The sequence below is a fragment of the Bacillus sp. PK6-013 genome (assembly GCF_054161445.1).
On sequence record NZ_CP096417.1, the window covers coordinates 4,063,127 to 4,089,035 of the forward strand.

The 25,909-nt window shown below is 41.6% G+C and carries 29 protein-coding genes and 1 pseudogene; 7 read left to right on the top strand and 23 right to left on the bottom strand.

Annotated features, from left to right (window positions below):
• The first annotated feature begins 20 nt into the window (after nucleotides 1–20).
• A complete protein-coding gene (locus M1E03_RS20360) occupies nucleotides 21–779 on the top strand; it encodes a class I SAM-dependent methyltransferase (protein ID WP_103750365.1) in 759 nt (252 codons plus the stop codon).
• A 46-nt stretch (nucleotides 780–825) separates the two neighbouring features.
• Here the strand turns inward: M1E03_RS20360 and M1E03_RS20365 are convergent, their stop codons facing one another.
• On the bottom strand, nucleotides 826–981 hold the full coding sequence (locus M1E03_RS20365; RefSeq protein WP_026580436.1) for a hypothetical protein: 156 nt from the start codon (nucleotides 979–981) through the stop codon (nucleotides 826–828).
• A gap of 73 nt (nucleotides 982–1,054) precedes the next feature.
• A complete protein-coding gene (locus tag M1E03_RS20370; RefSeq protein WP_043054026.1) occupies nucleotides 1,055–1,585 on the bottom strand; it encodes a hypothetical protein in 531 nt (176 codons plus the stop codon).
• Nucleotides 1,586–2,399: 814 nt separating this feature from the next.
• On the opposite strand from M1E03_RS20370, the gene M1E03_RS20375 reads away from it, so the two are divergent.
• Genes M1E03_RS20375 through M1E03_RS20385 form a run of 3 tightly spaced genes read left to right on the top strand, consistent with a single transcriptional unit; the run spans nucleotide 2,400 to nucleotide 4,802 of the window.
• Nucleotides 2,400–2,561 carry a DUF255 domain-containing protein gene (locus M1E03_RS20375; RefSeq protein ID WP_023857722.1) on the top strand — a complete coding sequence of 54 codons (162 nt, stop codon included), beginning with the start codon at nucleotides 2,400–2,402 and terminating at the stop codon, nucleotides 2,559–2,561.
• Between the two features lie 38 nt (nucleotides 2,562–2,599).
• Complete coding sequence (locus tag M1E03_RS20380) at nucleotides 2,600–4,477, top strand: thioredoxin domain-containing protein (protein WP_197407024.1); 1,878 nt, start codon at nucleotides 2,600–2,602, stop codon at nucleotides 4,475–4,477.
• A gap of 58 nt (nucleotides 4,478–4,535) precedes the next feature.
• Nucleotides 4,536–4,802: a hypothetical protein gene (locus M1E03_RS20385; RefSeq protein ID WP_020449946.1), complete on the top strand. Its 267-nt coding sequence runs from the start codon at nucleotides 4,536–4,538 to the stop codon at nucleotides 4,800–4,802.
• A 118-nt stretch (nucleotides 4,803–4,920) separates the two neighbouring features.
• Here the strand turns inward: M1E03_RS20385 and M1E03_RS20390 are convergent, their stop codons facing one another.
• The 4 genes from M1E03_RS20390 to M1E03_RS20405 all read right to left on the bottom strand — a co-directional run bounded on the left by M1E03_RS20390 (nucleotide 4,921) and on the right by M1E03_RS20405 (nucleotide 7,876).
• Nucleotides 4,921–5,112, bottom strand: coding sequence for a YbxH family protein (locus M1E03_RS20390; RefSeq protein WP_003178500.1), 192 nt, complete (start codon nucleotides 5,110–5,112; stop codon nucleotides 4,921–4,923).
• Nucleotides 5,113–5,128: 16 nt separating this feature from the next.
• Nucleotides 5,129–5,377, bottom strand: a complete 249-nt coding sequence (locus M1E03_RS20395; protein WP_003178498.1) for a sigma-G-dependent sporulation-specific acid-soluble spore protein CsgA — start codon at nucleotides 5,375–5,377, stop codon at nucleotides 5,129–5,131.
• A 71-nt stretch (nucleotides 5,378–5,448) separates the two neighbouring features.
• Nucleotides 5,449–6,675, bottom strand: a complete 1,227-nt coding sequence (locus M1E03_RS20400; RefSeq protein WP_103750368.1) for an MDR family MFS transporter — start codon at nucleotides 6,673–6,675, stop codon at nucleotides 5,449–5,451.
• A complete protein-coding gene (locus tag M1E03_RS20405) occupies nucleotides 6,659–7,876 on the bottom strand; it encodes an ATP-grasp domain-containing protein (RefSeq protein WP_197407023.1) in 1,218 nt (405 codons plus the stop codon). Before M1E03_RS20405 ends, M1E03_RS20400 begins: the two co-directional genes overlap by 17 nt.
• A gap of 122 nt (nucleotides 7,877–7,998) precedes the next feature.
• Between M1E03_RS20405 and M1E03_RS20410 the strand changes: the two genes are divergently transcribed.
• The gene (locus M1E03_RS20410) at nucleotides 7,999–8,892 is read left to right on the top strand and encodes a LysR family transcriptional regulator (RefSeq protein ID WP_458110586.1); all 894 of its coding nucleotides are present in this window, start codon (nucleotides 7,999–8,001) and stop codon (nucleotides 8,890–8,892) included.
• Nucleotides 8,893–8,976: 84 nt separating this feature from the next.
• On the opposite strand, the gene M1E03_RS20415 is transcribed toward M1E03_RS20410, so the two are convergent.
• The 9 genes and pseudogenes from M1E03_RS20415 to M1E03_RS20455 form a co-directional block, all read right to left on the bottom strand.
• Complete coding sequence (locus M1E03_RS20415) at nucleotides 8,977–9,705, bottom strand: alpha/beta fold hydrolase (protein WP_039073121.1); 729 nt, start codon at nucleotides 9,703–9,705, stop codon at nucleotides 8,977–8,979.
• Between the two features lie 148 nt (nucleotides 9,706–9,853).
• Nucleotides 9,854–10,561, bottom strand: a complete 708-nt coding sequence (locus M1E03_RS20420) for a YjjG family noncanonical pyrimidine nucleotidase (protein ID WP_020449940.1) — start codon at nucleotides 10,559–10,561, stop codon at nucleotides 9,854–9,856.
• Nucleotides 10,562–10,583: 22 nt separating this feature from the next.
• A complete protein-coding gene (locus tag M1E03_RS20425) occupies nucleotides 10,584–11,084 on the bottom strand; it encodes a phosphotransferase (protein ID WP_458110587.1) in 501 nt (166 codons plus the stop codon).
• A 63-nt stretch (nucleotides 11,085–11,147) separates the two neighbouring features.
• Complete coding sequence (locus M1E03_RS20430) at nucleotides 11,148–12,017, bottom strand: aminoglycoside 6-adenylyltransferase (protein ID WP_039073120.1); 870 nt, start codon at nucleotides 12,015–12,017, stop codon at nucleotides 11,148–11,150.
• Between the two features lie 235 nt (nucleotides 12,018–12,252).
• Complete coding sequence (locus M1E03_RS20435) at nucleotides 12,253–12,390, bottom strand: hypothetical protein (protein WP_186440099.1); 138 nt, start codon at nucleotides 12,388–12,390, stop codon at nucleotides 12,253–12,255.
• Nucleotides 12,391–12,586: 196 nt separating this feature from the next.
• A complete protein-coding gene (locus tag M1E03_RS20440; RefSeq protein WP_103750373.1) occupies nucleotides 12,587–13,726 on the bottom strand; it encodes an erythromycin esterase family protein in 1,140 nt (379 codons plus the stop codon).
• A gap of 4 nt (nucleotides 13,727–13,730) precedes the next feature.
• Nucleotides 13,731–13,907, bottom strand: a pseudogene (locus tag M1E03_RS20445) (hypothetical protein); the annotation flags it as partial.
• Between the two features lie 66 nt (nucleotides 13,908–13,973).
• Nucleotides 13,974–14,393, bottom strand: coding sequence for a hypothetical protein (locus M1E03_RS20450; protein WP_458110588.1), 420 nt, complete (start codon nucleotides 14,391–14,393; stop codon nucleotides 13,974–13,976).
• Between the two features lie 73 nt (nucleotides 14,394–14,466).
• A complete protein-coding gene (locus M1E03_RS20455; RefSeq protein WP_328031629.1) occupies nucleotides 14,467–15,111 on the bottom strand; it encodes a DsbA family oxidoreductase in 645 nt (214 codons plus the stop codon).
• 207 nt (nucleotides 15,112–15,318) lie between these two features.
• On the opposite strand from M1E03_RS20455, the gene M1E03_RS20460 reads away from it, so the two are divergent.
• On the top strand, nucleotides 15,319–17,055 hold the full coding sequence (locus tag M1E03_RS20460) for an ABC transporter ATP-binding protein (RefSeq protein ID WP_328031631.1): 1,737 nt from the start codon (nucleotides 15,319–15,321) through the stop codon (nucleotides 17,053–17,055).
• A 117-nt stretch (nucleotides 17,056–17,172) separates the two neighbouring features.
• Here the strand turns inward: M1E03_RS20460 and M1E03_RS20465 are convergent, their stop codons facing one another.
• The 5 genes from M1E03_RS20465 to M1E03_RS20485 are packed head-to-tail and all read right to left on the bottom strand — an operon-like array spanning nucleotide 17,173 to nucleotide 21,445.
• A complete protein-coding gene (locus M1E03_RS20465; RefSeq protein WP_023857703.1) occupies nucleotides 17,173–18,531 on the bottom strand; it encodes a sensor histidine kinase in 1,359 nt (452 codons plus the stop codon).
• Nucleotides 18,522–19,190: a response regulator transcription factor gene (locus M1E03_RS20470; RefSeq protein WP_023857702.1), complete on the bottom strand. Its 669-nt coding sequence runs from the start codon at nucleotides 19,188–19,190 to the stop codon at nucleotides 18,522–18,524. Before M1E03_RS20470 ends, M1E03_RS20465 begins: the two co-directional genes overlap by 10 nt.
• A 13-nt stretch (nucleotides 19,191–19,203) precedes the next feature.
• A complete protein-coding gene (locus M1E03_RS20475; protein ID WP_023857701.1) occupies nucleotides 19,204–19,971 on the bottom strand; it encodes a lantibiotic immunity ABC transporter MutG family permease subunit in 768 nt (255 codons plus the stop codon).
• Nucleotides 19,971–20,729 (bottom strand): lantibiotic immunity ABC transporter MutE/EpiE family permease subunit, encoded by a 759-nt coding sequence (locus tag M1E03_RS20480; RefSeq protein WP_026580431.1) that lies wholly within the window; start codon nucleotides 20,727–20,729, stop codon nucleotides 19,971–19,973. The genes M1E03_RS20475 and M1E03_RS20480 overlap by 1 nt, the downstream gene beginning before the upstream one ends.
• An 11-nt stretch (nucleotides 20,730–20,740) precedes the next feature.
• Nucleotides 20,741–21,445, bottom strand: a complete 705-nt coding sequence (locus tag M1E03_RS20485; RefSeq protein WP_023857699.1) for a lantibiotic protection ABC transporter ATP-binding protein — start codon at nucleotides 21,443–21,445, stop codon at nucleotides 20,741–20,743.
• A 245-nt stretch (nucleotides 21,446–21,690) separates the two neighbouring features.
• On the opposite strand from M1E03_RS20485, the gene M1E03_RS20490 reads away from it, so the two are divergent.
• Complete coding sequence (locus M1E03_RS20490; protein WP_145608037.1) at nucleotides 21,691–22,215, top strand: DinB family protein; 525 nt, start codon at nucleotides 21,691–21,693, stop codon at nucleotides 22,213–22,215.
• Between the two features lie 111 nt (nucleotides 22,216–22,326).
• Here M1E03_RS20490 and M1E03_RS20495 read toward each other — a convergent pair whose 3' ends face one another.
• The 3 genes from M1E03_RS20495 to M1E03_RS20505 all read right to left on the bottom strand — a co-directional run bounded on the left by M1E03_RS20495 (nucleotide 22,327) and on the right by M1E03_RS20505 (nucleotide 25,908).
• A complete protein-coding gene (locus tag M1E03_RS20495) occupies nucleotides 22,327–23,502 on the bottom strand; it encodes an MFS transporter (RefSeq protein ID WP_458110589.1) in 1,176 nt (391 codons plus the stop codon).
• A gap of 135 nt (nucleotides 23,503–23,637) precedes the next feature.
• On the bottom strand, nucleotides 23,638–23,940 hold the full coding sequence (locus tag M1E03_RS20500; RefSeq protein WP_026585626.1) for an ArsR/SmtB family transcription factor: 303 nt from the start codon (nucleotides 23,938–23,940) through the stop codon (nucleotides 23,638–23,640).
• 600 nt (nucleotides 23,941–24,540) lie between these two features.
• Nucleotides 24,541–25,908 carry a DNA double-strand break repair nuclease NurA gene (locus M1E03_RS20505; protein WP_145608039.1) on the bottom strand — a complete coding sequence of 456 codons (1,368 nt, stop codon included), beginning with the start codon at nucleotides 25,906–25,908 and terminating at the stop codon, nucleotides 24,541–24,543.
• Between the last annotated feature and the right edge of the window lies 1 nt (nucleotide 25,909).

The following is a 25,909-nucleotide window of genomic DNA, read 5'->3' on the forward strand; positions in this document are numbered from 1 at the left end:
CTTTGAAAAGGAGGAGAAATATGACAAAGAAAATTGGCACAGAAGAAGCCATTCAAAGATGGAATCGATTTGCCGATGCTTATGCTGCCAATCATACCGAACTTGGAGACATCCACAAAGAAGTGTTTTTAAATCCTGCTATTTTTTCTCTCATTGAAACGGTAAAGAATCAACGTGTGCTCGATGCCGGGTGCGGTGAAGGGTATTTCAGCAGGCTGCTGGCCAAGGCCGGAGCCAATGTAACGGCTGTTGATTACTCAACGAGAATGATCAACATTGCCAAGGAAAGAACGCCGGATGATTTGCCGATTGAGTATCAGCACGGGAACTGTGAAGATCTGAATATGTTGGAAGACAAAAGCTTTGATTTAATTATATCGAATATGGTCATGCAAGACCTTGCGGATTATGAAAAAGCGTTTCAGGAAATGCATCGGCTGCTGACAGACCGCGGATTTTTTATTTTTTCAATTTTGCATCCCTGCTTCATTACGCCGGAAAGCGGCTGGGAAAAAACAAAAGACGGAAAAAAACTGCATTGGAATGTAGACCGGTATTTTTATGAAGGTACATACGAACAAAAGCTTGGCGATCGGGAGAATATGCTGTTCTTCCATAGAACCTTGACGAGCTATATTAACACTTTGATGAAAACGGGCTTCATGCTCGAAAGCATAGTAGAACCAAAGCCATCAGAAGAAATACTGAAAAAATATCCGTCATTTGCAGAAGATTTCAGATGTCCTGATTTTATCGTTTTTAAATTAAAAAAACGTTAAAAGCAAGAATTTGAAACAAGAACGATTATAAGGAAAAAGTATTTATTTATTTTTCTTTTGCAAACTTCAAAAACAAGAAAAATATAACGATTACGATGCAATAATTCAATGGATTTTTAAAAATATTCATATTTAATGATATTTGCAACAAAATCCACAATATAAAAATTACGATTATAGAAGGTAATATTAACTTATTCATATGGAATCACCTTTATATATATCAGATTAAAATAACGAGGGATTTCTCTTTCCCTCGTTATTTTTTTAAACAGTTAATCAAAGCAAGATGCTGCAGCACCAGTCAATCCTCCACCGACGCCACCAACAATAGTTCCTACAAGGCCTGCACTAACCGTTCCAACAATCGGTATCGTTACAGTACCAACAGCTGCTCCTGCTAATCCCCCTGTACCTGCGCCTGTAACAGCTCCTCCAGATGTTCCAAGTACACATTTTGCAACTGATTGTGTTCTGAACATATTGCTGCTATTTCTTTTTATCACCTTTACTAATAGTCCATTATCGTTTTTTTCATATTCTAAATCTACCGGATTATCATTTTTGTCGACAGTACGACTTGGCAATGTCTCTTTTTTGCCAGTGATACTATCAATTACGGTTACATCACCATTTGAATTCATAACAACTTCAGAATGATAAAATGTTAATTCAAGTTCACTGTCATTCATTTTTTTAATTGTTCCTAAACTTTTAGATTCTTCAGCATTAGCCTCAGAAACTGAATTCATAGATAAAATAAATAATAGAGTGAAAGCTGCTAAAAATGTTACCAATTTTTTCATAAAGAAGCTCCTTCCCAATGTCCAAAGCATAAATTAACGTAAAAATTAAATAGCTTCCATGGGATTTCAAAAGAAAACTACAAAAATGAACCCTTTTTATTACTATTTGGTGTTAAATTCCTCTAATGAAGTCTTTATTTCTATTTTTATAGAGGAGCCTATTCTCCCTTTGTTATACCAAAATTCCCCTCTATTAAAAATCAAAAATTCGCCATCTCGTCATATTCCATACATTTAAGGCAAGAACGGGATTCCGTTGACCAAGTCTGGAGCTTCTGTAACAGCTGTCGATGAGTTACCGGGAATAGAAAGGCACGCCAAATGATTTGCCGATTGAGTATCAGGATGGGCGCTGTGAAGACTTGAATATTAAAATAAGCATGACGAGCGATATCAACACTTTGATGAAACCAGGCTTCATGCTGTAAGGCTTAATAGAACCAAAGCCAGCAGAAGAGATGCTGAAAAAAATTCGTCATTTGCAGAAGATTTCAGATGTCCTGATTTTATCGTTTTTAAATTGCAAAAGAGCTGAAGCGGAGCTGTTGCCAGTTTCGGCAACGGCCCTCAAACATTTTTTGATGAGAAGGAATTCTAATTAAGGATGGCCTGCCGCGGTTTCATTAAATGTCTTTTCTAAGTGGATGCATTTTCTACAAAACAAAGAATCGCCCTTAGAAATTAAGGCTGTAGATGAAGAATTATGATTTGATGTAGTTATGCTCGTTTTCGCTGCTCGTATGAAAAACAGGGATTATTTTTGAAAAAATGTGTTAAGTTAAATATAAACTAATTATAGAAAGAAGGTGATCCCATGCCCACTAACAATAAACCCAATAGATTAATCGCTGAGAAATCTCCATATTTACTTCAACACGCTCACAATCCTGTGGACTGGTTCCCTTGGGGAGAAGAAGCATTTGATAAAGCGAAACGCGAGAACAAGCCTGTACTCGTATCTATTGGGTATAGCTAGTTTGGTTACTCTAATGCACATGTCATTGGTGCCATGTCATGGCTCATGAAAGCTTCGAAGATGAAGAAGTTGCGAAGCTCCTGAATGAAAAATTCGTCTCTATTAAAGTGGACCGCGAGGAGCGGCCTGATGTGGATTCAATTTATATGACGATCTGCCAGATGATGACGGGGCAGGGCGGCTGGCCGCTGAATGTGTTTTTAACGCCTGATCAGAAGCCGTTTTATGCGGGTACATATTTTCCGAAGACGAGCCGGTTTAACCGGCCGGGGTTTGTTGAGGTGGTGAAGCAGCTTTCCGATACCTTCGCGAAAAACCGGGAACATGTTGAGGATATTGCCGAAAAAGCCGCCAACAACCTGAGAATCAAAGCGAAAAGCGATGCCGGCGATTCGCTCGGCGAAGACATGTTGAGGCGGACGTATCAACAGCTGATCAACAGCTTCGATGCGGCATACGGCGGTTTCGGAAGCGCACCCAAATTTCCGATCCCCCATATGCTGGCATTTCTGCTTCGCTATCATCAATACAGCGGCGAGGAGAACGCGCTGTACAGCGTGACGAAAACGTTGGACAGCATGGCGAACGGCGGCATTTACGATCATGTCGGCTACGGGTTCGCCCGCTATTCGACAGACGACGAATGGCTCGTTCCCCACTTTGAAAAAATGCTTTACGATAATGCTTTATTGCTGATCGCATATACTGAAGCCTATCAAATCACGAAAAACGAACGGTATAAACAGATTTCCGAGCAGATCATCACATTTGTCCGCCGCGAAATGACCGATGACAAAGGCGCTTTTTATTCAGCGCTTGATGCCGACACAGAAGGCGTGGAAGGCAAATATTATGTGTGGTCAAAAGACGAAGTCCTCGAAACGCTCGGGGATGAACTAGGCGAATTGTATTGCGCTGTTTACAACATCACGCAAGAAGGGAATTTTGAAGGCCACAATATCCCAAACTTGATCTACACCAGGCTGGAAAACATCAAGGATGAATTCGCGCTGACAGATGAAGAGCTTCAGAACAAGCTTGAAGAAGCGAGAATAAAACTTTTTGAAAAACGGCAGGAAAGAACGTATCCCCATGTCGACGACAAAGTGCTGACATCTTGGAACGCTCTGATGATCGCGGCTCTTGCCAAAGCGGCGAAAGTCTACAATGCGCCCGAATACTTGGAGATGGCGCGAGCTGCAGTCGCGTTCATCGAGAATAAATTGATTCAAGACGGACGCGTCATGGTCCGCTACCGTGACGGCGAGGTGAAACATAAAGGGTTTATCGATGACTACGCCGTCCTGCTGTGGGCCTACATCGAATTGTATGAAGCATCACTTGATTTAACCGATTTGCGAAAAGCCAAAAAGCTCGCAGAGGACATGACGGGGCTGTTCTGGGATGAAGAGCACGGGGGTTTTTATTTTACGGGAAACGATGCCGAGGCTTTGATCGTGCGGGATAAAGAAGTATACGACGGCGCCCTCCCGTCCGGAAACGGCGTCCTGGCCGTGCAGCTGTCCCGGCTTGGTCGGTTGACCGGCGATTTAACGCTCCATGATCAAGCGGCAAAAATGTTTTCTGCATTCAATGGAGATGTCTCCGCTTATCCGAGCGGCCATACAAACTTTCTCCAAGGCCTGTTGAGCCATGTCATGCCGCAAAAAGAAATCGTTGTGCTCGGAAAGCGCCATGACCCGGACAGACAGAAGATCGTAAGCACTTTGCAGCAGGCTTTCCAGCCGAATTACGCCGTCCTCGCCGCAGAATCGCCTGACGATTTCAAAGGGATTGCCGATTTTGCGGCCGAATACAAAGCAGTCGATAACAAAACGACTGTCTATATTTGTGAAAACTTCGCCTGCAGACAGCCGACGACGAATATAGACGAAGCGCTCGATCAGTTGGTTTAAACGGATGCCATCATGGGAATAACATCTGCAAACACCTAATCAGAAAGGGGTTATGACCATGAAGCAAAAGAATCTGATCTCAGGTCTCGCCGTTGCCGCCGGAGTCACCGCATATATGCTCAAAGACGAAACAAGAAGACAAAAACTGAAATCGTACTTGCAAAGCGTCAAAGAAAAGATCCCTTACTTTTCGGAAAAACACAACGTAGATTCATTCCCGGTTGAAAAAGCAGGCCATCCGTCTCCGCATGATATCGAAGATAACAAAATGGTATCGGAAGGATCCATGTACCCTGTTCAATACTACGATGAAAAGAAAAAATAGCGATGCATGAGCTGTCATATTTATGGCAGCTTTTCTGCTGCCGTTGTAAAAACTGCAAGCGGATGATAGATATCAAAATCCAAAAATAAAAGCCGCCCGTCGGCAGCCTCTTCAAACCTTATATTTTATTTTCATAGCAATAATGATTGACAAGCTCTTCAATTAAATCATGTTCTGGAAACTCTCCGTGAAACTCAAAGGGAATCTCCTCGACAAACCGGCCGCGCCGGTATACATGGATGGCGCCGTTTTGTCTGGTCACGCTGTATTCCGGTTCAAACGTGTATCCGTTCCGCTCTATTGCACCCATTGTTCATGCCCGCCTTTCAAAACAACAGTTCATACACTTCGTTTAATTCTCTTGTTCGTTTATGGTCCTGTTCATTCAGCGCATATTTCATCTCATGTTCAAGCACTTGATTCAGAAATTCCATTTCCCGCTCCTCCAAGTGCTCGACAAACTCTTCTTCATTGGCATATCGCCCGGAAACGATTTTTCTGTAAATGTTTTGTCCTATGCCGTGTTCAAGGTGATTCGACAGTGACTCACGGAGGTAGCCCAATGTTGTGTCCATGATTCAATCTCCTTTTTTACCTTATAGGTTGGGTGAATTCTTGATGATTCATGCATGAGCGGCCTAAATTTTCAATAAGAAAAAGGCGATACACCATGATGCTGTGCAGATAAAAACTTTCTCCTTCCCAGATGGTAGGCACCTAGAGCGAAGAAGACTGAACACGCAGCAATGAGAAAGATGGCTTTTCCCCCGTACAAGGCAAGCATCATTCCCCCCAGCCAAGGCCCTAAAAATTCACCGATGTTGTATAAGTTTTGCATGCCGTAATACGCGCCCTTCATATGATCCGGAGCAAGCTCGTCCAAAAGGACATTCATTGAAGGAAAACATAAAATTTCGCCGATTGTCAGAACAAACATCGAAAGCATAAAAACAATCCAGCCATTTGCGACAGAAAAACCGACATTCCCCAACATGCAAAAAACGGTTCCAATTGATATTGTTGTTAAGGATTTATACTTCTCAAATAAACGGGTGAGCGGCACTTGTAAAAGGATGACCGTCACTGCGTTTAACGTAATTAAAGTCGAAAATATTTTAACTCCGTTTGCAAAGTCGTTATTTAAATACTGCAGCAAGGTACTTTCCATTTGCGAATAGCTGAATAAAAAAAGGATGCCGCCGGCTATGTAAAATCGAAGAGCCTTGTCTTGCTTTAACGTTTTTAAAACGGAACCTGCCTGAATTTTTTCAGAAGCGGTTTTTGTCTCTTTCACCGTGATCAGCCGAATCATCATCAAGCTTAAAAGTGCAGCATAGCCAAAATAGACAAGCCCTGTGATGATAAACGGCGTTCCGGTTTTGGCAAGACCGAAATAAGTGCCCAATAAAGGTCCGACAGCGGCTCCAATATTAATGGCCAAATACCGCAAAGAGAAAATGCGGAATCTCATCTCCCGTTCCGATAACTCAGCCATCAAAGCCTTTGACACAGGTTCAAAACACGAATGGCAAAGCCCGCTTAAAATATTTAGCAATAAAAACCACATGAAATCATGGACAAGTCCAAAAAGAATGAATACAAAGCTCCAAATGAAAATGGATGAAAGCATCACTTTTTTTCTGCCGATTTTATCTGAAAGCGCTCCCCCGACTACCCCTCCTACAGTGCTTGAAAAATAGCCGAAACCGATCACAAGCCCGATGGTTCCAAAATCGGATCCCGTTTTCATATGAAGATAGAGTGCCAAAAACGGGGTTGTCATCGACTTAGCCGCCTTTGTGACAAGCGTGCCTATCAGCAAAAATCGGATCAACGGGTGAAGGCGGCTGAATACTTTAAATTGCGCAAACATCCGAAGTCTTTTCCCATTCGGTATGATCATAAAACCACGTTGCAAGCCAGCTGATGCGGCCGCTTAATTCGGCTTCTGTGTGCCCGGTAATCAAACAGCCTGCAATTGCGTCTACACTGGAAGACGAGCCGTGGAACCTGTCTCCGGCTTGAGCGAAAATATTTTGTTGCGCTAGCCAGTCTGTAGCTGGTGCCGGCTTGATTTCTTTCAGCACGCCGTCTTTTGGTGGAATCAACAGCCAGCCGCTTAGGCGGCGCGGATTGTTGTTCACCGCCGGAATATGAAAGTCCAGGCCGCATTGCGCTTTAACACACGCTTCATTGATATCAAAGCCGAAAGTCTGCGCAGTAGCTTCACGGACCATAGCGCCGCCGGTTCTGCTGGCCACTTCACAAAACACCAGTTCATCATCCGGTGTATGAAACACTTCAGCATGGAATGTTGTAATATCCGGAACAGGAAGGGCAGCAAGCGCTTTTTGAACAAAATCAATCAACCGACGGGTGAGCGGATTTTCCCGTTCAAGCTGGAGGCTGCCTAAAAACTGTTGTTCCTGAAAAGCCAGACATCCGTTGATATAACGCGACGGCCAGCTGAGGACAGTCTCTCCATCAAGGATCAGACCGTCTATATGATACATATCCCCTTCGATAAACGACTCAACCTCCAGATGATCAGGAAGACCTTTCGAAAGAAAATTCCACACGTCCTGCCGATGCCTTAAAACGGTTGTATCAACAGACCCCGATCCGCAAATAGGCTTAACGACCACAGGAAAACCGAAAGTTTGAACAAACGTATATAAGTCGGCCGCCGAGTCGATTTTCTTAAAGTCCGGAACCTTTACACCGGATTTTCTGACCTGCTCTTTCATTAATATTTTGTTGCGGAACAACAGAGCGCTTTCGTAAGACTGCCCTTTTATACCCAAAAGCGACCTCAGCTTCCCCGCCCTCAACATATCAAATTCTGATGATGCAATAATCGTTTTAAAGTGATACGTTTCATTCAGCTCCAAAGCACGCATCTCGATGCATCCATTAACCGGATAATCGTCAAACGCTTCGATCACATCATAATTTCTGCATTCATCCGCACGATCGGTTGAAGTCAGCATGGCCACCGGTTCGTTCAATTCCTCCAGCCATACATCATACGGAGACTTGCAATAAGCTGTTTTATTTAGGATAAGCGTACTCATAGCCGTTTCTCCTTTCTTGTAAAACATGTTGTTCAACTTTATAATAGTAAAAGTATTTAGATAACTCTAATATATCTTTATTTGATATTGATAACTTTTATTTATAAATAGAGGTGTGAAATATGAATCTTCATGCACTGCGATTGTTCTATTCGGTCGCGGAAACAGGCAGCGTCACCCAAGCTGCCAAACAGCTAAACATCAGCCAGCCTGCCGTCACCTCCCAAATTAAGAAATTAGAACGCGAGATCGACTGTACCTTATTCGTTCCTAAAGGCAGGGGGATTCTGCTGACACAGTCCGGCGCAAAGCTTGCAAAACAGGCAAAGCGGCTGTTTTCACTTGAAAAAGAAATTGAATTGTACGTGGAACAGTTAAGGGAAGGGTCAATTGGAAAACTGCGTATTGCCGCCACCTTCCTCCCCGCCAATTATTTGCTGCCAAGATGGCTCAGCCGCTATAAACAGCAATTTCCCAAGACAGAAGTTGAAATCACGACAACGAACTTTCAAAAAGCTTGTGAACAGCTGATCAACTATGAAGCGGACATTGGCCTGATCGGCGGGACAACGGAATTCGATACTTTCATAAAAGGGACGCTGCTTTTAGAAGATGACATGCTGTTTGTCGTCAATAAAAATCATAGGCTTGCATCACAGTACACCACATTGGAAGAAGTGGTGAAAGAACCGTTTATCTTTCGTGAAGAAGGAAGTCTTTCCCGGGAGAAATTAATTTCTTTATGCACATTGCATCATGTCGACAAACCCAGAATAGGTATACAAATAAACGGATTGAATGAAACGATCAGAACGGTTATGGAAGGTTATGGAGTCGCTTTCACATCCTCTCTTGAAGTAAACGAATATATTGACCGGGGAGATATAGCGCGGGTTCATGTCGAACAAGTCGATTTAAAAAATCCTATTTCATTATGCATTAGAAGAGATGATCACCTTGCTCCTTCCGCCAGCAACTTTATTCAAATGATTCAAACGGCTTCGTATAGGCCTTAGCCGGCAAATGAAGAAACGGGTTAAAGCGCTTTAAAGGAGAGGATCATAAACAAAAAAAGCTCTCGCAAAAAGCGAGAGCTTTCTTTATGATTTGATCCAGTCAAGCATCACGTTCACGATCTCCTCCTGCTGTTTAACAGCTGGGATCTTCGCGGGACGATCCCCCCTTTGTTCGCCGTACATACCAAATTGGGCGTGGTTTCCCCCTTTGATTTCCTCAAACACTGTTGTATCAGGCAGGTTCTTTCTGGAGGCTGCTGTTTTTTCTTGAGTTGAAAGGCCATCGCGTTCACCTGATATAGAAAGAACACGGTACGGCGCACTTTTTATCGATTGTGAATCAGAAGGATAGGAGGCGAGAAAATAAAGCCCGTCAATCTTATCTGGATGCTTTTTGGCGTACATGGCTGCTGCCGCACCTCCTAAAGAATGTCCCCCGAGATACCAATGATCAATATTACTGTTATCTTTTATCATTCTTTCTGCTTGATTCGGATTGAATATGGCCAAAGAAAAAGGCATGCGCGGGATAAAGACACTGTAACCATTTTGTTTCAGCTTTTCGCCGATGTAAGCATAAGCAAGCGGTTCAACTTTTGCCCCAGGATATAAAATGATCCCGGTATTTGCCCCATCCGCTTGAAAAGTGTAAACACCGTTTTTACTTTCGACTTGATCAAGGTTGATCATCTTTTTGAGTTTGTTTGATGGTTCATATGTAAAACGGCTCCACACAAAAAACGCGCTGAATAACAGAACAAAAACTGCGACTAACGAAAAAACCGCAGTTTTCAAAACCTTTCTTCGTTGCATGTTTCACCAGTCTTCCTCTGCTTTGTTTTAATTTAGCTCCCGGAAAATCCACCGCAACTCGGCCGTCGGAAGTTCAGCTTCCGCATCCTCCCTGTTGCAGTTTGCATACAAAGGTAATGGAAAACCGATTTACTCGTATCGGCAGCAATCAGGCCGAAGGTACTTTTCCATGATTTAAAATGTGCTGGAGTTCATTAAGCCTTTGAATTTGATAAGTCGGCTCAATGTCCGTATGATTCGCTGACATGTCTGGATTCATCCAGCATGTATCCAATCCGGCCAGCCGCCCCCCTTTTATGTCCGCTGTCAATGAATCCCCGATGATCAGCCCTTGATCGGCAGAAAAATGAGGAATTCGTTCAAAAACGTAATCAAAGTATTCTTTCATCGGTTTTTGAAAACCGGTGTCCTCTGAAACAAAAATCCCTTTAAACATCGGGTATAATCCCGAAGCTTGCAGACGCTTATACTGCGTTTTTGAAATACCGTTCGTCACGATATATAAATCATATTGATCCTGCAGGCTTTCAATTAATTCAAAAGCACCGTCTATCAGTTGATGCCCTTCTTCAAGGAAGCTGCGATACTTCTCCTCAAGCAAAACGCCGTCAGCCTCTAGACCATATTCTTTGAATAAAAGGGAAAAACGCGTATTGACCACTTGGCCGCGGTCTATCTCCCCTTTTTCAAACGCCCTCCATAAACCTTGATTGATACGTCTATAATTCGCTTCTATTTCAGCTGTTAAAGGAATTTGCTGTTCCTGAAAAAGCTTCCGCAGTGCTGACTTTTCCGCTGCACCGAAGTCTAATAGTGTGTCATCCACATCAAAAAATAAAGTACGATAATTTTTCACAGATGTTCCTCCATTTAGCTTTTTAACAGTCGATCTTGCTGTCCTCTATGGCCTCAAGCTCGTTTTTCAGCAAGCTCATCGTCTCTGCCTTTTCATTTTCTGTCTTCACCGGGATCGTCTCGTCATATCGGTGCAGCTCCGCTATGATGCTGGCGAGCTTCTTCGCGCAGCCTTTGCCGAGCGGCCGGCCACCAATGGTTTCCCCGGCGATGTATTCATAAAGCACATAAACCGCATCATCATCTTCGCACTTGTATTCTCCATTTGTTGTTAAAAGCGGCACAGGCAGCTTCCCGCTGAGAGCGGTGCGGTCACTCAGCCACCTGAGAACAGGCATATAATCATCAATCAGAGCCGTCCATTTCGCTGTCGATGCCCTATTTTTATCATACACTTTTAGAAAGAAAGCGGCTTTTCCATCGGTTACTTGATAAGCGAGTGCTGTCCATCCCCCTTGCTCGGGAGAAATGTTCACACTGTCGATTCCATAATGCTCCTTCAATATTTTTTTAAGACTGAACATGGCGTTCACCTCCGCAAAAAACACACTCCCGGCTCACCTGCCGGGAGTGCGGCCATCATCTGATTAGTCAATTACCTTTGCATCAGGCTTCAGCTGCTGAACGCGTCTCACGTACTGTTTGACTTTCTCGGCTTCTGCGAAAAGATATTGTTCAGCCAGATGTTCAGCGACTGCTGCCGCTGTCTCTTCAAACAGATCCCACATCTTAAACAAACTGTTCCATACACGCTCATAATCAGCTGGCGGATACGTCTCCAAAAGCCTTTCCCACGTATTTCGATCAACATAGCGATCAAGAAACTTTGCATTCTTGCCTATGCTCAGCGAAAAGCCCGTTTCAAAACCGACCTTCCATTCGAGCATTTTCAGCAGCATGGCCCTGACGAGGTTTAAATGATCGAGTGCATAAAGAATTTCCTGCCGCCACAACCCTTTGGCCACATATGTCGACGTCCACCAAAATTCATTGCAGCAGTCGGCGAAGCATTGCGGGGACGGTTTTTGCACCCAATATTCCCGATCCGTCGGCGGCGGGATAACGGGCAGGTCCTGATCCTTATCGAGCAGGATCACGGTTAATCCGTCTTCCCGGCAGTATTCCAGCTTTTCTTCAAGAGGCACAAGAATCAAATCAATGCGGCTGCCGTCAGTAAATAACATCAAATAAGAAAAGCGGTTGCCAAGCTCATTCGGAAACAGCTCCATCGCTTCCGGCGTCTGCATGATGATCCGCTCCCCAAAAACGTCAACCCAGCCCGGCTCATCAAGAAAAGACTGCATATCTGTTACAACATAGACCATATCATAATCGCGAAAAGGGTCTTTCGGAACATTCGGATTCGTCCGCGAACCGTTCATACCGACCGCTCTAACGCGGTCGTCCTCCCGTGCGACCTTCAGCACCAAATCGATGATTTCCTGCTCTGTACGCATGTATATCAACCTCCTCTTTTTAATGGTTATAGAAAAACTTGATGAGGAGGTCCGCGATTACGCGGTTATATGAAATGCTCAGGAAACGTCGTCATCAATATACCCTCCCTCTTTTAACGAATGGCTTTCAGATCGTCTTCAAGGCGATCCAGCTGTGAAGAAAAGCCTTCGGCCATCCCTTTATCATGATTTGTTGAAGATCTTCCTCTCAAGAAACTGTGAACGCGTTACCAGTTTACCTTTGGAGTTCTTCATATTTCTCCTCAACCACCATCTCCGGTATCTCGGGAACAGGATTCCCTTCCTCATCTGCCGAACATATCTTTTCATGGATGTCCTGATAAACGCCTTTACCAAAAGTTAATACGTCCATGAAATTACCCTGGGTCTGACTTGTGCACTCCATGCAATAATCCCATTTACCATTGAAAACCAAAAAAACAGCTTTCAGTTTTCCTCCCTTTGGCCGCCACCAGCAATTTAATATAACGAAAAAGTTCTTTTCCCAACAAAAAATTCCTATAAGCAGAGATCTTCACCTTAGAGGTTATGCTTAACCCGTCAACATCCTATTCAACATTAACAACTGCTGGGGTTACTTTTTTAAAGAATAAAACTCCGTCATACTGTTGAACCGGCTTGAAAGAAATACGCAAGCCTCCTCCCTCAAAAGCCTTCCACTTTTTTTCCCCCCACTTTGAAGCACATGGTATAAAAAAATTGGGATGGGGTGAATTGCTGAGCAGCCACTCCATGTGCTTTTTGTTAACTTTTTTGATAGGATGATCGCCTCCTTGGTTGTCACCCATTCTTCCTTCTCCCGCGTAAAGACCAATAACAAAACTGTCCTCTTTCATAAATTCCGGAAGGTTTTCTACAAATGATCGATATGGTGAAAACCGATTGACGCTGCTTTGTTTTTTGATGTGAAGGTTGTGAGCCCAAATGATAAATTTCTCATCAGGATAAACATGCTGAGATAAAAATTCAAGATTCTTCGCCATTAATTCATCACGATATTCAAACAATTTTGAAAAAGCTTTTGTAAAATTCGCCTTAAAATAATTGAGTCTGTTTTTCATCGTCTGTAACACGACATCACGAAGCATAGCAGAGGGGAAAGTCTGTTTTTCAAGCTCCCTTATCAGTCCTTGGCCTATTCTTTCAATTTCTTCTACTGTTTTCCTAAAACGCCGCTTTAACATATAATCTTTATCGAGCATCTCATTTGTACGCGTATCAAATGTTACAAACGTTTTCCTGAGATCCCCTGTCAAATGCGAACGCATGTAGGAGGAAAAGTGCTTATCCATGCTCTGCTGAACATCAACGCCTGTTAAATGCAAAGGCTGCCGCTGTTGAGTTTCCTTCATATACTCAAACAAATCAAGCATAAATTCGTTTTGCCAAACTTTCCCGATGGAACCGGACATATTTTCTTTGGCACTAAGTTCTTCTGTAAGATAATTTCCTATGCTGCAATCTCCCAATTCACTTTCGAAAGCAAGAATACGAAATCCTAATTCCTGATGCAGATATTTGATCAAGCTTGCCTTCGCCTCAATATATTCTTTGACGCAATGGCTGCTTTCACCAAGAAATACAAATCTTTTATTTCGCAATATCTCTTTTAAGGAGCCGAATTTGTAACCATCAATCCCCCCAATATTAATCGACTCATCTCTTATTTCATCAAATAAATCATTCACTGTTTTAGCCTCCTCCCACAATCGCTTGGTCATTGTTTGAATTGTACAATTTGGTGTAAAACCCTTGGTTGCGAATCAATTGTAAATGGTTGCCCATCTCTTGAATCTCTCCGTCTTTTAGCACTAATATGAGATCTGCATCCTTAATCGTACTTAGCCTGTGAGCTATGACAATGCGCGTGCACTGATTGAACATCTAAATGAACCGGCCGAAAAAAGGTGTGAAAACCCTGCGCCAGCAAATGTTTTATTTACGAATCTTGACCAGCTGCCGCTCCTCAAAATAAAACATGCCTGCAATTTCATCGATGTATTTCTTTTTATCCAGCTTGACATGCTTGCCCAGCTGAAGAGCCTTTAGATCAATAAAAAAGTCTAAGCGGTCGTCTTTTTCTCTGTCTTCCTCACCGTCCCAGCAAGAGTAAACTTCAATATCTTCGCCATCGGCAATATTTGAATTGATATAGCTGAATAGCGCTCGTATACCATTTCCGGGTCTATGCAAACAGCCGGTTGCCTCATACACAAACGGCTTGCTGAATTTTGTTTTGATCATTTCGTACCCTTGATCAAGCTCATCGACGCTAATCAAACCTTCTTCTGTTTGATCCAGGAAACTCCCCAGCGGAAGCTCCTGATCGGCTGCAATAAAATGATGGAGTGTCAACTGTCTTCCCTCTTCTTTCCGGTATAAAAAAGAACCCTATTAAAGGGTTCTTCAAATCGCTCATTTTTCCTGCTCAGCAGTTATTTCCGTCAAGGTCGCACTGCAAGCCGTCAACAGGTTTTTGTTTGCTTTCTTTTTCGATCACCTGTTCAAACACTTCCCTCGCAGCGGCCCCGGCGATCCGTTCATTGCCAATGATAAATGTCGGAACGGCCGCAATGCCTGCTTCTTCGTAAGCGTGTTGGAGCGCCTTCCGCTGCACGTCCTGATATGTTCTGGAGCTTAAAGCTTCTTTAAAAGCCTGCTCATCCAGTCCGGCTTCTTTAGCCAGCGCTGTTAATACGTCGATGTCGCCAATATTTTGATCTTCCTGGAAAAAGGCTTGATAAACCCGGTCATTGTACGCTTTCGCTTTACCGTGTTCTTTTGCAAAGTGATAGCCTTCATGAGCCAAATCTGTATAAGGATGCGGTGAGACGTTTGGCAGCTTCATGTTGACGCCCCAAGCCTCGATTCGCGGCTTAATGGCGCCGTCCCACATTGCCAATTTTGATGGATCATTTAACGGATCAAGCTGCTCCGATGGGCGCGGCCTCAGTTCGAATGGCAGCCACTCGACTTCCACATCTTTGCCTTCGATCGCTTTTTCGAATTGGTCTTTTCCGAGAAAACAGAATGGACAGACATAATCGGAATATACTTTAATATTTATCGTCATGTTTTTCTTCCTTTCTTATCATTCAATCAACTTTATGTAACAATAATAGTAACAATAATAGTTACAATTATCTCTCCTGTCAATCTTTTTAGCATGAAGTTAAAATCGGCAATGATCGGGAACTTTCTGCTGTTTATATCGTAATATGATGAGTTACAGCTTGCGCCATCCACTTCTTTGACATTATATCGATAAGGAGTTTATCAAATGAAAACAGAAAGCAACAATAGCATGAAACCGTTTTTCACCATGATTCTCACATCCGGCGTCCCCAGGCTGGCTTTAACCGTCGGTTTGGCCGCAAGCCTCGTCACAACATTGGTCGGCCTGTCCATTCCACTGTTGACAAGGGAAATGGTTGACGGCTTTTCCGTCAATTCGATCAATCTGGCCTTAGCGGGAATCCTTGCGCTCGTTTTTATTGTTCAAGCGGTCTGCGACGGGTTTTCGACCTATTTTCTTTCCTATGCCGGGCAAAAAGTGGTCGCTTCCCTGCGCGAGCGCATGTGGTTCAAGCTGCTGCGCCTGCCTGTCCGCTACTTTGACGAAAAGACGAGCGGTGAAACCGTCAGCCGTGTTGTCAATGACACCGGCATTGTTGAAAGCTTGATTTCCGACCATTTTCCGCAGTTTGTTTCCGGCATCATCACCATTGTCGGATCGGTGATCATTTTGCTGATCATGGATTGGAAAATGACACTGCTCATGCTGATCTCCGTTCCGATCACGAGCTTCATCATGATCCCGCTCGGCATGAAAATGCAGCGCATCTCCAAAACGCTGCAGGATGAAACAGCTTCCTTCACCGGACATGTCCAGCAGACATTAAGCGAAATCAGATTAATGAAAGCATCAAACGCCGAGCATACAGAAAAAATGAAAGGGTTATCAGGCATTTCGAAGCTCTTTCAATACGGACTCAAGGAAGCCCGTATATTTGCGCTTGTCTCCCCGTTTATGCACCTTGTCATTATGATTGTGATCGTCGCCATCATCGGCTACGGCGGCATCCGCGTCTCTGAGGGGACGATGTCGGCAGGTTCACTGATCGCCTTTTTGCTTTATCTGTTTCAAATCATCTTCCCGATCACATCGTTCACAATGTTTTTCACTCAGCTGCAAAAAGCAAAAGGGGCAACAGAGCGGATCATCGAGATTTTGCATACTGAAGAGGAAGAGGGCCAGGAAGGACTTGAAATGGACATCTCCAATCTGCCGATACGCGTCGAGAATGTATCTTTCTCTTATGGCGATGACGAGCCTGTCTTGCGGGAGGTATCTTTTGACGTCGATCCCGGGCAGATGATTGCATTTGTCGGTCCGAGCGGCGGCGGAAAAACGACGATGTTCGGCCTCTTGGAACGATTTTACGAACCGGACTCAGGGGTCATTAATATCGGGGAAACACCGGTCAACAAGCTGTCGATGAAATCGTGGCGCAGCCAGATCGGCTACGTATCTCAAGACAGCCCGATGATGTCCGGCACCATCCGTGAGAACTTATGCTATGGCTTGGACTACGCCGACAGCATTGACGATCCAGAACTGTGGAAAGTCGCGGAAATGGCTTATGCCGACACATTTATTAAACAATTTCCAGAGCAGCTTGATACGGAAGTCGGCGAACGCGGCGTCAAGCTGTCCGGCGGACAAAGACAGCGGATCGCCATCGCTCGCGCCTTTCTGCGTGACCCAAAAATTTTAATGATGGACGAAGCGACAGCCAGCCTCGACAGCCAATCAGAAGCCATCGTCCAGCAGGCGCTTGCCCGCCTCATGGAAGGCCGTACCACCTTCGTCATCGCCCACCGGCTATCGACAATCGTGAACGCGGACCAAATTATATTTATCGAAAAAGGCGAGATCACAGGGCGGGGGCGGCACCACGAGCTGATTGCTTCGCATGCGCTGTATCGTGAGTTTGCTGAGCGGCAGCTGACATAGTCTCAAAAATATAAAAGGGTGTCCCGAACGAGGATTCGGGACACTTTAAAATTAAAATTTCACACAAAAACTGTCAAGTATTCTCTTTTAGTCATTAAAATGAACTTATCTTTTGTATTATCCCTTTCTCGATAGAATCGGTAATTCTACCAGTACCTCCCCAGAGTTGTTGGCATTATTTCTAAGCTTCATTCTTCCATTATGCTGCTTGATTACCTTTTCGGTAAACGTTAATCCTAATCCATAATGGCTGTTATTAGTCCGTCCAAAGTTTTCAGTGTAAAAAAGCTCAGTACCTTTTTTTAGAGCTTCTTCCGAAAAACCTGGTCCTTGATCGATGATAACAAATTGAATACGGTCTTTATCCTGCTTGACGATCATTTGCACTTTTTCATGCGGCGGCGTTCTTTCTATTCCGTTTAATACAATATTATTTATTGCTCGAATAAGCAGGATTACGTCTATATAAAGGCTAGTAGCCTCTTTATGTGTCCAATCTTCGACAATGATATTATTACCCAAGCTTTTAACTTCGGCTTCCAGCTTGCACAAGAAATCGGTTACAGATACTTCTTCCATATTCGTATTGTCTTGTTTGTTGTCCAGGTTGATATCGATAACTTCCTGAATGTATCCTTCAATCTGCTGTATAGAATTCATAATGTCGCTAAAATTTTCCTTAGCATCCTCATCTCCCATTGTCTCCAAAAGTTCTATATTCCCTTTTATCACAGTCAGTGGAATTTTTATATCGTGGATTAAATAACTGATCTGTTCTGACTTTGAATTGGTAATCTCAATTTCCTTCTGAATGGATTTAACAAGTGCTTCCGATAAACTCTCCATTGCGCCCATTACATCTTTGTACTCATTAAATCGAACTCGCGGAAATTCGATATTTAAGTCTCTTTCTTTTATTTTACGGGCTACTTGGATAAGCTTTTGGTTTTCTTGGACAATAATTCGAGAAAAACTTCTTATATTCCAAACTAAATAAACACAATAAATTAAAATTGAAAAAACTGATATCCATACGCCAGGGTTCGGAAATACCTTTCTTAATTCAATATTTGCAAACTGGATTTTCAAGCTATAATGAATCAAAATGCTTTCATATCGACTGTCATATCTTATAAAAGAGCTCATTCTATCCTTACTAGGATGCAGATAAGCTTCTATTGATCTTTGTTTATTTCTGGAACTCATATTACTCTTTACAATTTTGTTTGTTTGCTTATTAAAAATAGTATAATCCAGTTCTGGAGGAATGATGCTGGGATCAATATAATTGGCATTTTCAACTTTACTCTGTATTTTTTCCGCTTTTTTTATCGGTTCATTTGCCGGAAGGAAAAAATGATGATTAATTCCCCAAGTCACGAATCCAATATTCAGGGTCAAAATAAACAAACCTGCAAAACCTAATTTTGTAATCCATTTAATAAAATAAACCGATAACGTATTCTTTATTCCCATATATACCCTACACCCCAGACCGTACTGATAGGGGCTAAATTGAACTGGGCAATTTTTTTCCTTATCACTCTGATATGTTCAACAACCGTTGAAATTTGAGAATCGCTTTCTATTGAATAGACAGACTCATAAATATCTTCTTTGGAAAAGATTTTCCCCTTGTGTAATGCGAGCAGTTCACAAATTTTGTATTGAGTTTTAGTAAAGTTTACTTCCTCCCCTTTCACCATTACTTTTTTTGCTTCCAAATCAATAAGGATGTCACCATCGATAAATACACTTTTTGTATCCTTTTTCGGCCTTGCTTCCCGCCTTAAATGGGCCTCAATACGTGCATTCACTTCATGAATGCTGAATGGCTTTACAATATAATCATCTCCGCCAATGGATAAACCTTTAATTATTGAAGATTCATCACTTTTGGCAGTCATAAAGATGATCGGTATATCAATTAAAGATCTAATCTTCTCACATATTTTAAATCCATCTTCATCTGGCATCATGACATCTAATAAAATGAGATTATATTTATTTAACTCCTCTATCGTGATATCTTTAATACTTTGCAAAGTTGTAACCTCATGTTTTTTTATACTCAACATTTTCCTGACCAGTCTTAGAATTGCAGCGTCATCATCAACCGCCAAGATTTTGGCCAAATTGAACCACCCTTTAATCGTTTGTTTTTTTTCCGGACCACCTATTTATCCAAACGATACTTAGAAGAATTATTCCTGTTGTCATAATTAAAAAAGAATAACCTCCCATTACAAGTGTAGAATTTCCAACCGGTTTTACACCTGTCATTTTCAAATAATCCATTACATATTCACCGAATCGGTTCGCCCAAGCCCAAGGCAGGAGCCACCAGATTTTATCTCCTATTGTGGTCAAGCACAGAGCTGCGATAATCACTCCTCCAAACCCACATATACTGCACATTCCTATCCCATAATTATAACCAACGAATTGATAGAAGAAATATTGAAAGATGGAAGTTCCTGCAAAAATTATACCTGTTAAATAGTAGAGAGTAAAGTTAACTTCACCTACTCCAATCAGGTGCTTCAGAGCTAGGGTATAGATTGATATCGTTAAAAACATCGCAGCAAAATAAGAGAATATCATCATTGTTGTTTGACTTGTGAATGAAACGGTTCTGCTCTGAATTAATCCAAGTATATTTTGAAAATGGCCTGCCTCGTTTTCAGAATCGGCCACCAGACCACAAATAATCGAAATGATGACCGGTGTACCTACTCCTATTAATTCGAAAAAAATGATATAGCTTGCTTCCGGACCTACGGGTACATTCCTGAATAAGAAGTACATCACCAAAACACCAGATAAAACGAGCGGAATGCTTAAGTGTAATAATGAAAATATACTTCGCTTTCTTTTTTTACATTCGCCAAGAAAACATCTATAAAATTGCAGCATTATTTCACCTCAAGTTTATTAAAAGACCTAACAGTAATCAATGTCAGTATGAAAAAAAATGTAAGGCTTAAAACAAGAGCAGTCGGAATAACTGAATAGCTCAGAAGTTCATCATTTTGCGGCAAAGGGATTCCATTAGAGTGTAGCTTCGTTAAAGGCATTTGCACTCTTAAATGCCAGCTGTATGGAACAAACCACCAATCTCCCGTAGGAGCAAAAACTGAACCTAAATTTAAATTAAGCATGCTATTTAACAGTAAGGTGATAAAAAGATTCGTTTTTCTAGAAAGCCACAAGCAAAACGGGATCTGCCATAGTGAAGCTATAAACATTAAGGTAACCGCTAAAATACAAGAAGAAAGTGAAACCAAATATGGACTTGTATTAACCAGCAAACTTGTTAGGATTATAAAAATTATTAACAGAAGAGACCCTAGCCCCATTAATCCAGTTGTAAATAAAACTCTGCTTATTTCCTTTTTTTGAAGATCTATTGGTAAGCCAATAATCGTTTTAAAATTCGTCGATTTTTTTTCGAGATTATTTAAAAGCCCAGTGGAAAGGGCTACGAACACGGATAGCCATAATATTCCCCAATGATTAATGATCGTTTCTACACTCAGCCTTACGATATCCGGGCCGCCTAGAAAATTAAAACCTAGTGCAAGAATGGAACATATTAGGGGTATCACCAACAACATTTTTCTAATCATTGTTCTTTTTGTTTTTATCATTTCTGATTTTAAATATAAATACATTCGGTAACCTCCTATTGGGCTCTATGCTTTCGTACAACATCTGTAAATAGATTTTCTAAGTTATCATATGAATGATATTTACCTTCATAACCGAGTATTCCATTGCTGATAATGCCGATATCATCAGCTAAATGTTCAACTTCCGATAACAAGTGGCTGGATAAAAGAACGGTCATTCCCTGCTTCGGAAATGAAGCCATCAATTCTCTTAATTCTTGAATCCCAATAGGATCCAATCCATTAGTAGGCTCATCTAAAATTAATAGCTTGGGACGATTCAAAATGGCAAGGGCAATGCCAAGTCGTTGTTTCATTCCCATAGAAAAATTCATCACTTTTTTACTTCCCGTATTTGTTAACCCAACAACTTGAAGAACCTCCTGAATTCGCTCTTTTGGCAGGCCAAGAATCGTATTTATCACCTCAAGATTTTCTATAGCAGTTAAATTCCCATAAAGCGGAGCATTTTCAATTAAAGATCCGATATAAATCAAATCTTTCCTTGTCCACTGATTTCCATTGAAAATTACCTCTCCTGATGTTTGTTTGAGCAAACCGGATATTATTTTTAGCGTCGTTGACTTACCTGCCCCGTTGGGACCCAAAAGGCCGTAAACAGTGTTCTTTCTTACATTAATTGATACACCGTTTAAAATGGTCGATTTTTTGTATTTTTTGGTTAAGTGCCTCGTTTGCAAGATATACTCATTATTCATCTTCAAATAACTCCTTTTCGTCTTTATAAATGGAGTTTAGCAATTAAAAATCAAGACTCTTCCAACATTAAAAAAATGGTTAAACCAATTGTTCAACCATCTGTCTGAGTTGTTCTATTCGTCAGAAAAAAGCCGACTCTATGTTTCTGTTTTCCACACAATCAATTAAAATAAAATGTAATTCAAACCATACGCTTCATTACTCCAAAATCTTTTATTTTAAATTGTTTAAGGAGGTCATCCACATGAACTTTCAGCTTGATGAAGCAATCGAAATCCTCGAACGCACGCCGGAAACGCTGAGTCAGTTGCTGACTAGATTATCGCGTGAGTGGATCAGCAGTGATGAAGGCGAGGGTACCTGGAACGCCTTTGATGTCGTGGGACATTTAATCGAAGGTGAAAAAAACAATTGGATTCCGCGGATCGAGATGATCCTGACAAAAGGAGAAACGGAAACATTTCCGCCCTTCGACCGCGTCGGGCAGATGCAGCAAAACGCCGGGAAGACCATTGAGCAATTACTTGGCGAGTTTGCGGCGCTCCGCCGGGAGAACCTGAAGACATTACGGCAACTCGTTGATTCAGAAACCGACTTCGAACAAACGGGAGTGCACCCCGAATTTGGAATCGTCAAGCTTAGAGAACAGATCTCGACATGGGTGGCCCACGACCTCACTCACATCTCGCAAATCGCAAGGGTGCTGGCAAAGCGGTATCAGGACGATGTCGGACCTTGGAAGGCTTATTTGCGGATTTTGGCGGACTAACAAAAACATCCGCTCGCGTCTGTAACGAGCGGATGTCAGATTTTTCGATTTGTCGGGCTGCAAGAAGCAAATGAAACCATTGAATCTTCAGAAGCAAATCAAGGCAGAGTATTATTGATTGATTTCTTTTAAATGTGGCGCTTTCTGTTTAAAATGAGACGTCATCAAAGCAGCGACAATCGCGATCATAACCCCCAATGCACCAATCCAGGTGATCGAAGCCAATGATACGTTCTCTACAAAAATCCCCCCTGCTCCTGCACCTACAGCCATGGCAAATTGCATCATCGACTGATTGATGCCAAGCAATACACCTGATAATTCCGGTTCGATTGTAGCCAGATGATATTGCTGTGTCGGGCCGGTAGACCATGCGGCAAACGACCATAGAATGAGAATCACCAACACACCGATATAGGAATGGGTGACAAGCGACAGCAAAATCAGTGTGATGACATGTAATGTCATCCCGCCGACGAGTGTAAAGGGCACTCCCCACTTATCTGTGCTGTATCCTCCAAACTTCGATCCAACCAAGCTGGCGATGCCAAAAATCAGCAGAACGCCGCTCAGCAAATGGCTGCTTATCCCTAAAACGGTCAGGAGATATGGTGATAAATAAGTATAAGCAACGGAATACCCCCCGAGCCAGAAAAAAGTGATCGATAACCCCATCGCAACTTTTCGCTTCTTCAAAAGGGAAAGCTGTTGACGTATAGGTACGGGCTTATCTCCTTCCGTATGCGGAATCATAAAGGAAATAATGATCATTGCGATGAATCCCAATAGAGCAATTCCGCCAAATACAGATTTCCAGCCCAACGTCTCCGCTGTCATTCTTCCGAGTGGAACACCAATGATGAGGGAAGCGGTAAATCCCATGACGACAGTAGCAATCGCACTGCCCTGCTTACCTTCAGGCGCGATCTTGGCGGCAATCGTCAATGCGGTTACAACAACCATACCTGCCCCCATCGCCATTATGACCCGTGCTGCAATAAACCATCCATAACCAGGCAGGACAAAGGCGAGGATATTTCCAACCACAAATAAACCGAGTGCATAAATCATGATTTTCCGTCTATCCATGCTTGCGGTCAGCGCCATGAGAATCGGTGTGAAAATAGCATATACAAGTGAAAAGATCGTAATCAGCTGGCCCGCAGCAGCTAATGTGATCCCAAGTGTATGAGCAATCTGATCCAAAATACCGGAAATGATGTACTCTGAGGTTCCTACCAGGAAGCTCACAATGGCTAAAATATAAATTTTCCAGGTGTTAGACATCAATGTTCACTCCTTCATCATTACGAATCAACATATCGCGAAATATCGATATTTTGATTTAAAAAAATAAACACATCGCAATATGTCGATGTATAGGGCGTAAAAATAAACACCTTGAGATGTTTATTTTTATCATCATATCTCTGTTTTCAGAAAGTCAGCAAGTTTTTCAATGGCCTCTTCGTCTCTTTTGTAGTACGTATACTTTCCGATTCGTTCCGCCTTAATCAGGCCGGCTCTTAAAAGGATGGTAAGATATTGCGAAGCCGTTGATTGCGTCATTTTCAATTTGTCAGTGATTTGGCTGACACAGACCCCGATTGTGTTCATATCAATCCCTTCATGGGGTGTAAAATGACGATCAGGCTCCTTCAGCCATTGCAAAATCTGCAGCCTTGATTCATTTGATAACGCCTTGAAAATTTCAATTGGTTCCATATCAATCATTATATCTTCATATCGCAAATTGTCAATATGTTTTACGCCGAAGAATTCGGTTGTTCCTGGTGGTGGCCGCGAACACAAGGAAACAAGCCTTCACGCGCATTTTTTTATAAGTACAAGTTGTATATTCGCAGTTATGGGAATAACAGTATAGCTGGTTATGGTGTGCGTTCGGCTTCAATGATAAGTTCCACAGGCTTCGTGGAAAGACCCCATTTCGCCGTGCTAAACATAACACAGTATAGCATTATTTTTGTGTTACCTGGAGTTTAGCTGAGAAATTGGGCTTTTTACATCCTGTTGAAAGAGTTCTAAGTGAGTTGCTTAAACGAATCTCGGGACTTAAATCGTGTTGCACACCCGATATTTCTGTGGATTTACCGACTTCTCAACTCTATTCATTACAGCAGGTTGGCCTTTCCCTTTTCTACCTCCCACGTATTGTCTAGCATATAGCCTCCAGAAAACAAAAAATATCTATCTACCCATCCTTTCATGGGTAGATATTTTGCAAAAATTTTTGTTAACCTACAATAAAGTTGTTAATTTTTTTGTGACCGGTAATTGTATATTATATCATTTCTAATAAGCAAATCATTTATTATTAACCTTTTCTCTAAGAAAAGTCTCAAGAATTGTCGAACTAGGATGACTTGATAGGGATACTAACTTATTTGCCATAGCTACAGGGAAAAGAGCATTATCATACATATCACATTTAAGGTCAGGCAAATGCGATAATATATTATCAATATTTATATAAAAGTGTTTTTCTGGATTTATATATACTTCTGATGAGGTTGTAGGGATTGTTATAACAAACATTTGATCCAAATCCGTTCTGTATATAATTTTCCCACTATAATAAGAGGTTCCAGCATAAGGCTGATCATTATCTACAGAAGGTAAAATGTTCCCATAAATATAATCATTACCCAGAAGTAAACATTCTCCCTTACCAAGCTTTCCCCTTATTTGGTCTGCATGTTCCACAAAGACACCGCTTTTTTCAACACCAACAAGATTAATCGCTACTCCCTCATCTAACAAAAAGATAAATAAATCTCTGAATAGCTTATGCATCCTCGCTGTTTGTCCAAAAAAGCCTAAAGGACCATCTTTGATGAACATTGTTTCTCTTAACAGTAACTTATTTTTATAATAAATTGTTCGTATTAAGTCTATTATTACAAATTGTTCTAACAGATTAGTGACATAACCTAAAATTCCACCTGCACCTAACTCATTATCTATTGCTTCATGTAAACGGAAAACATCTACTAAATATATTTCTGCTCCGCAGTTACAAAGAAATGTATAATCTTTGCTCATATTTTCTTTTTTTAGTAAAATATTTTTTTCCCCACATTCAGGGCAACTAGATAAAGAATAACTTTTAAAGTGGGCATCACCTTTTTTGGTTTTATACTCTGAAAAAACTAACCAACTTAAGGTCTTCATAAAGTTACTAGTTTTTTCATTTTCCTCTTTAGGCTTTTTCATGAAAAAATCATACAATGTTTTCCTAATAGAGTTTATTAAATTCTTCTCTTTTTTATACGTTACATATCTTGTAGGTAAAGCTAATTTAATTCTCTCTATGTTTTTTAATTTTTGCATATCGGCTGGCTTTATAAATGCTTGTTGTTCGATTTGTTTTAAATCCTCAATTTTAAACATCAAGGCCCCAAATTGAAAAAATGAAACAGTAGCAGAAGGGAAATTTTTATTAGTAGAAACAGTGTCGTATCCTCCATCAACTGCTACAATATATTTAATAGTTGTCTCATTTAATGAAACTTTCAACATGTTTTCTTTAGGAAGTTCTATTACTGCTCCTTCTTTTGGAAAATTACAATCTGTTAAATATTCGTTCATCTCAGAGTCATTAATTAACATTGTATGTGCTGACTTACTTGCATACTCATTTGGTTTTCTACCATACCTACTTGAATAGCTCATC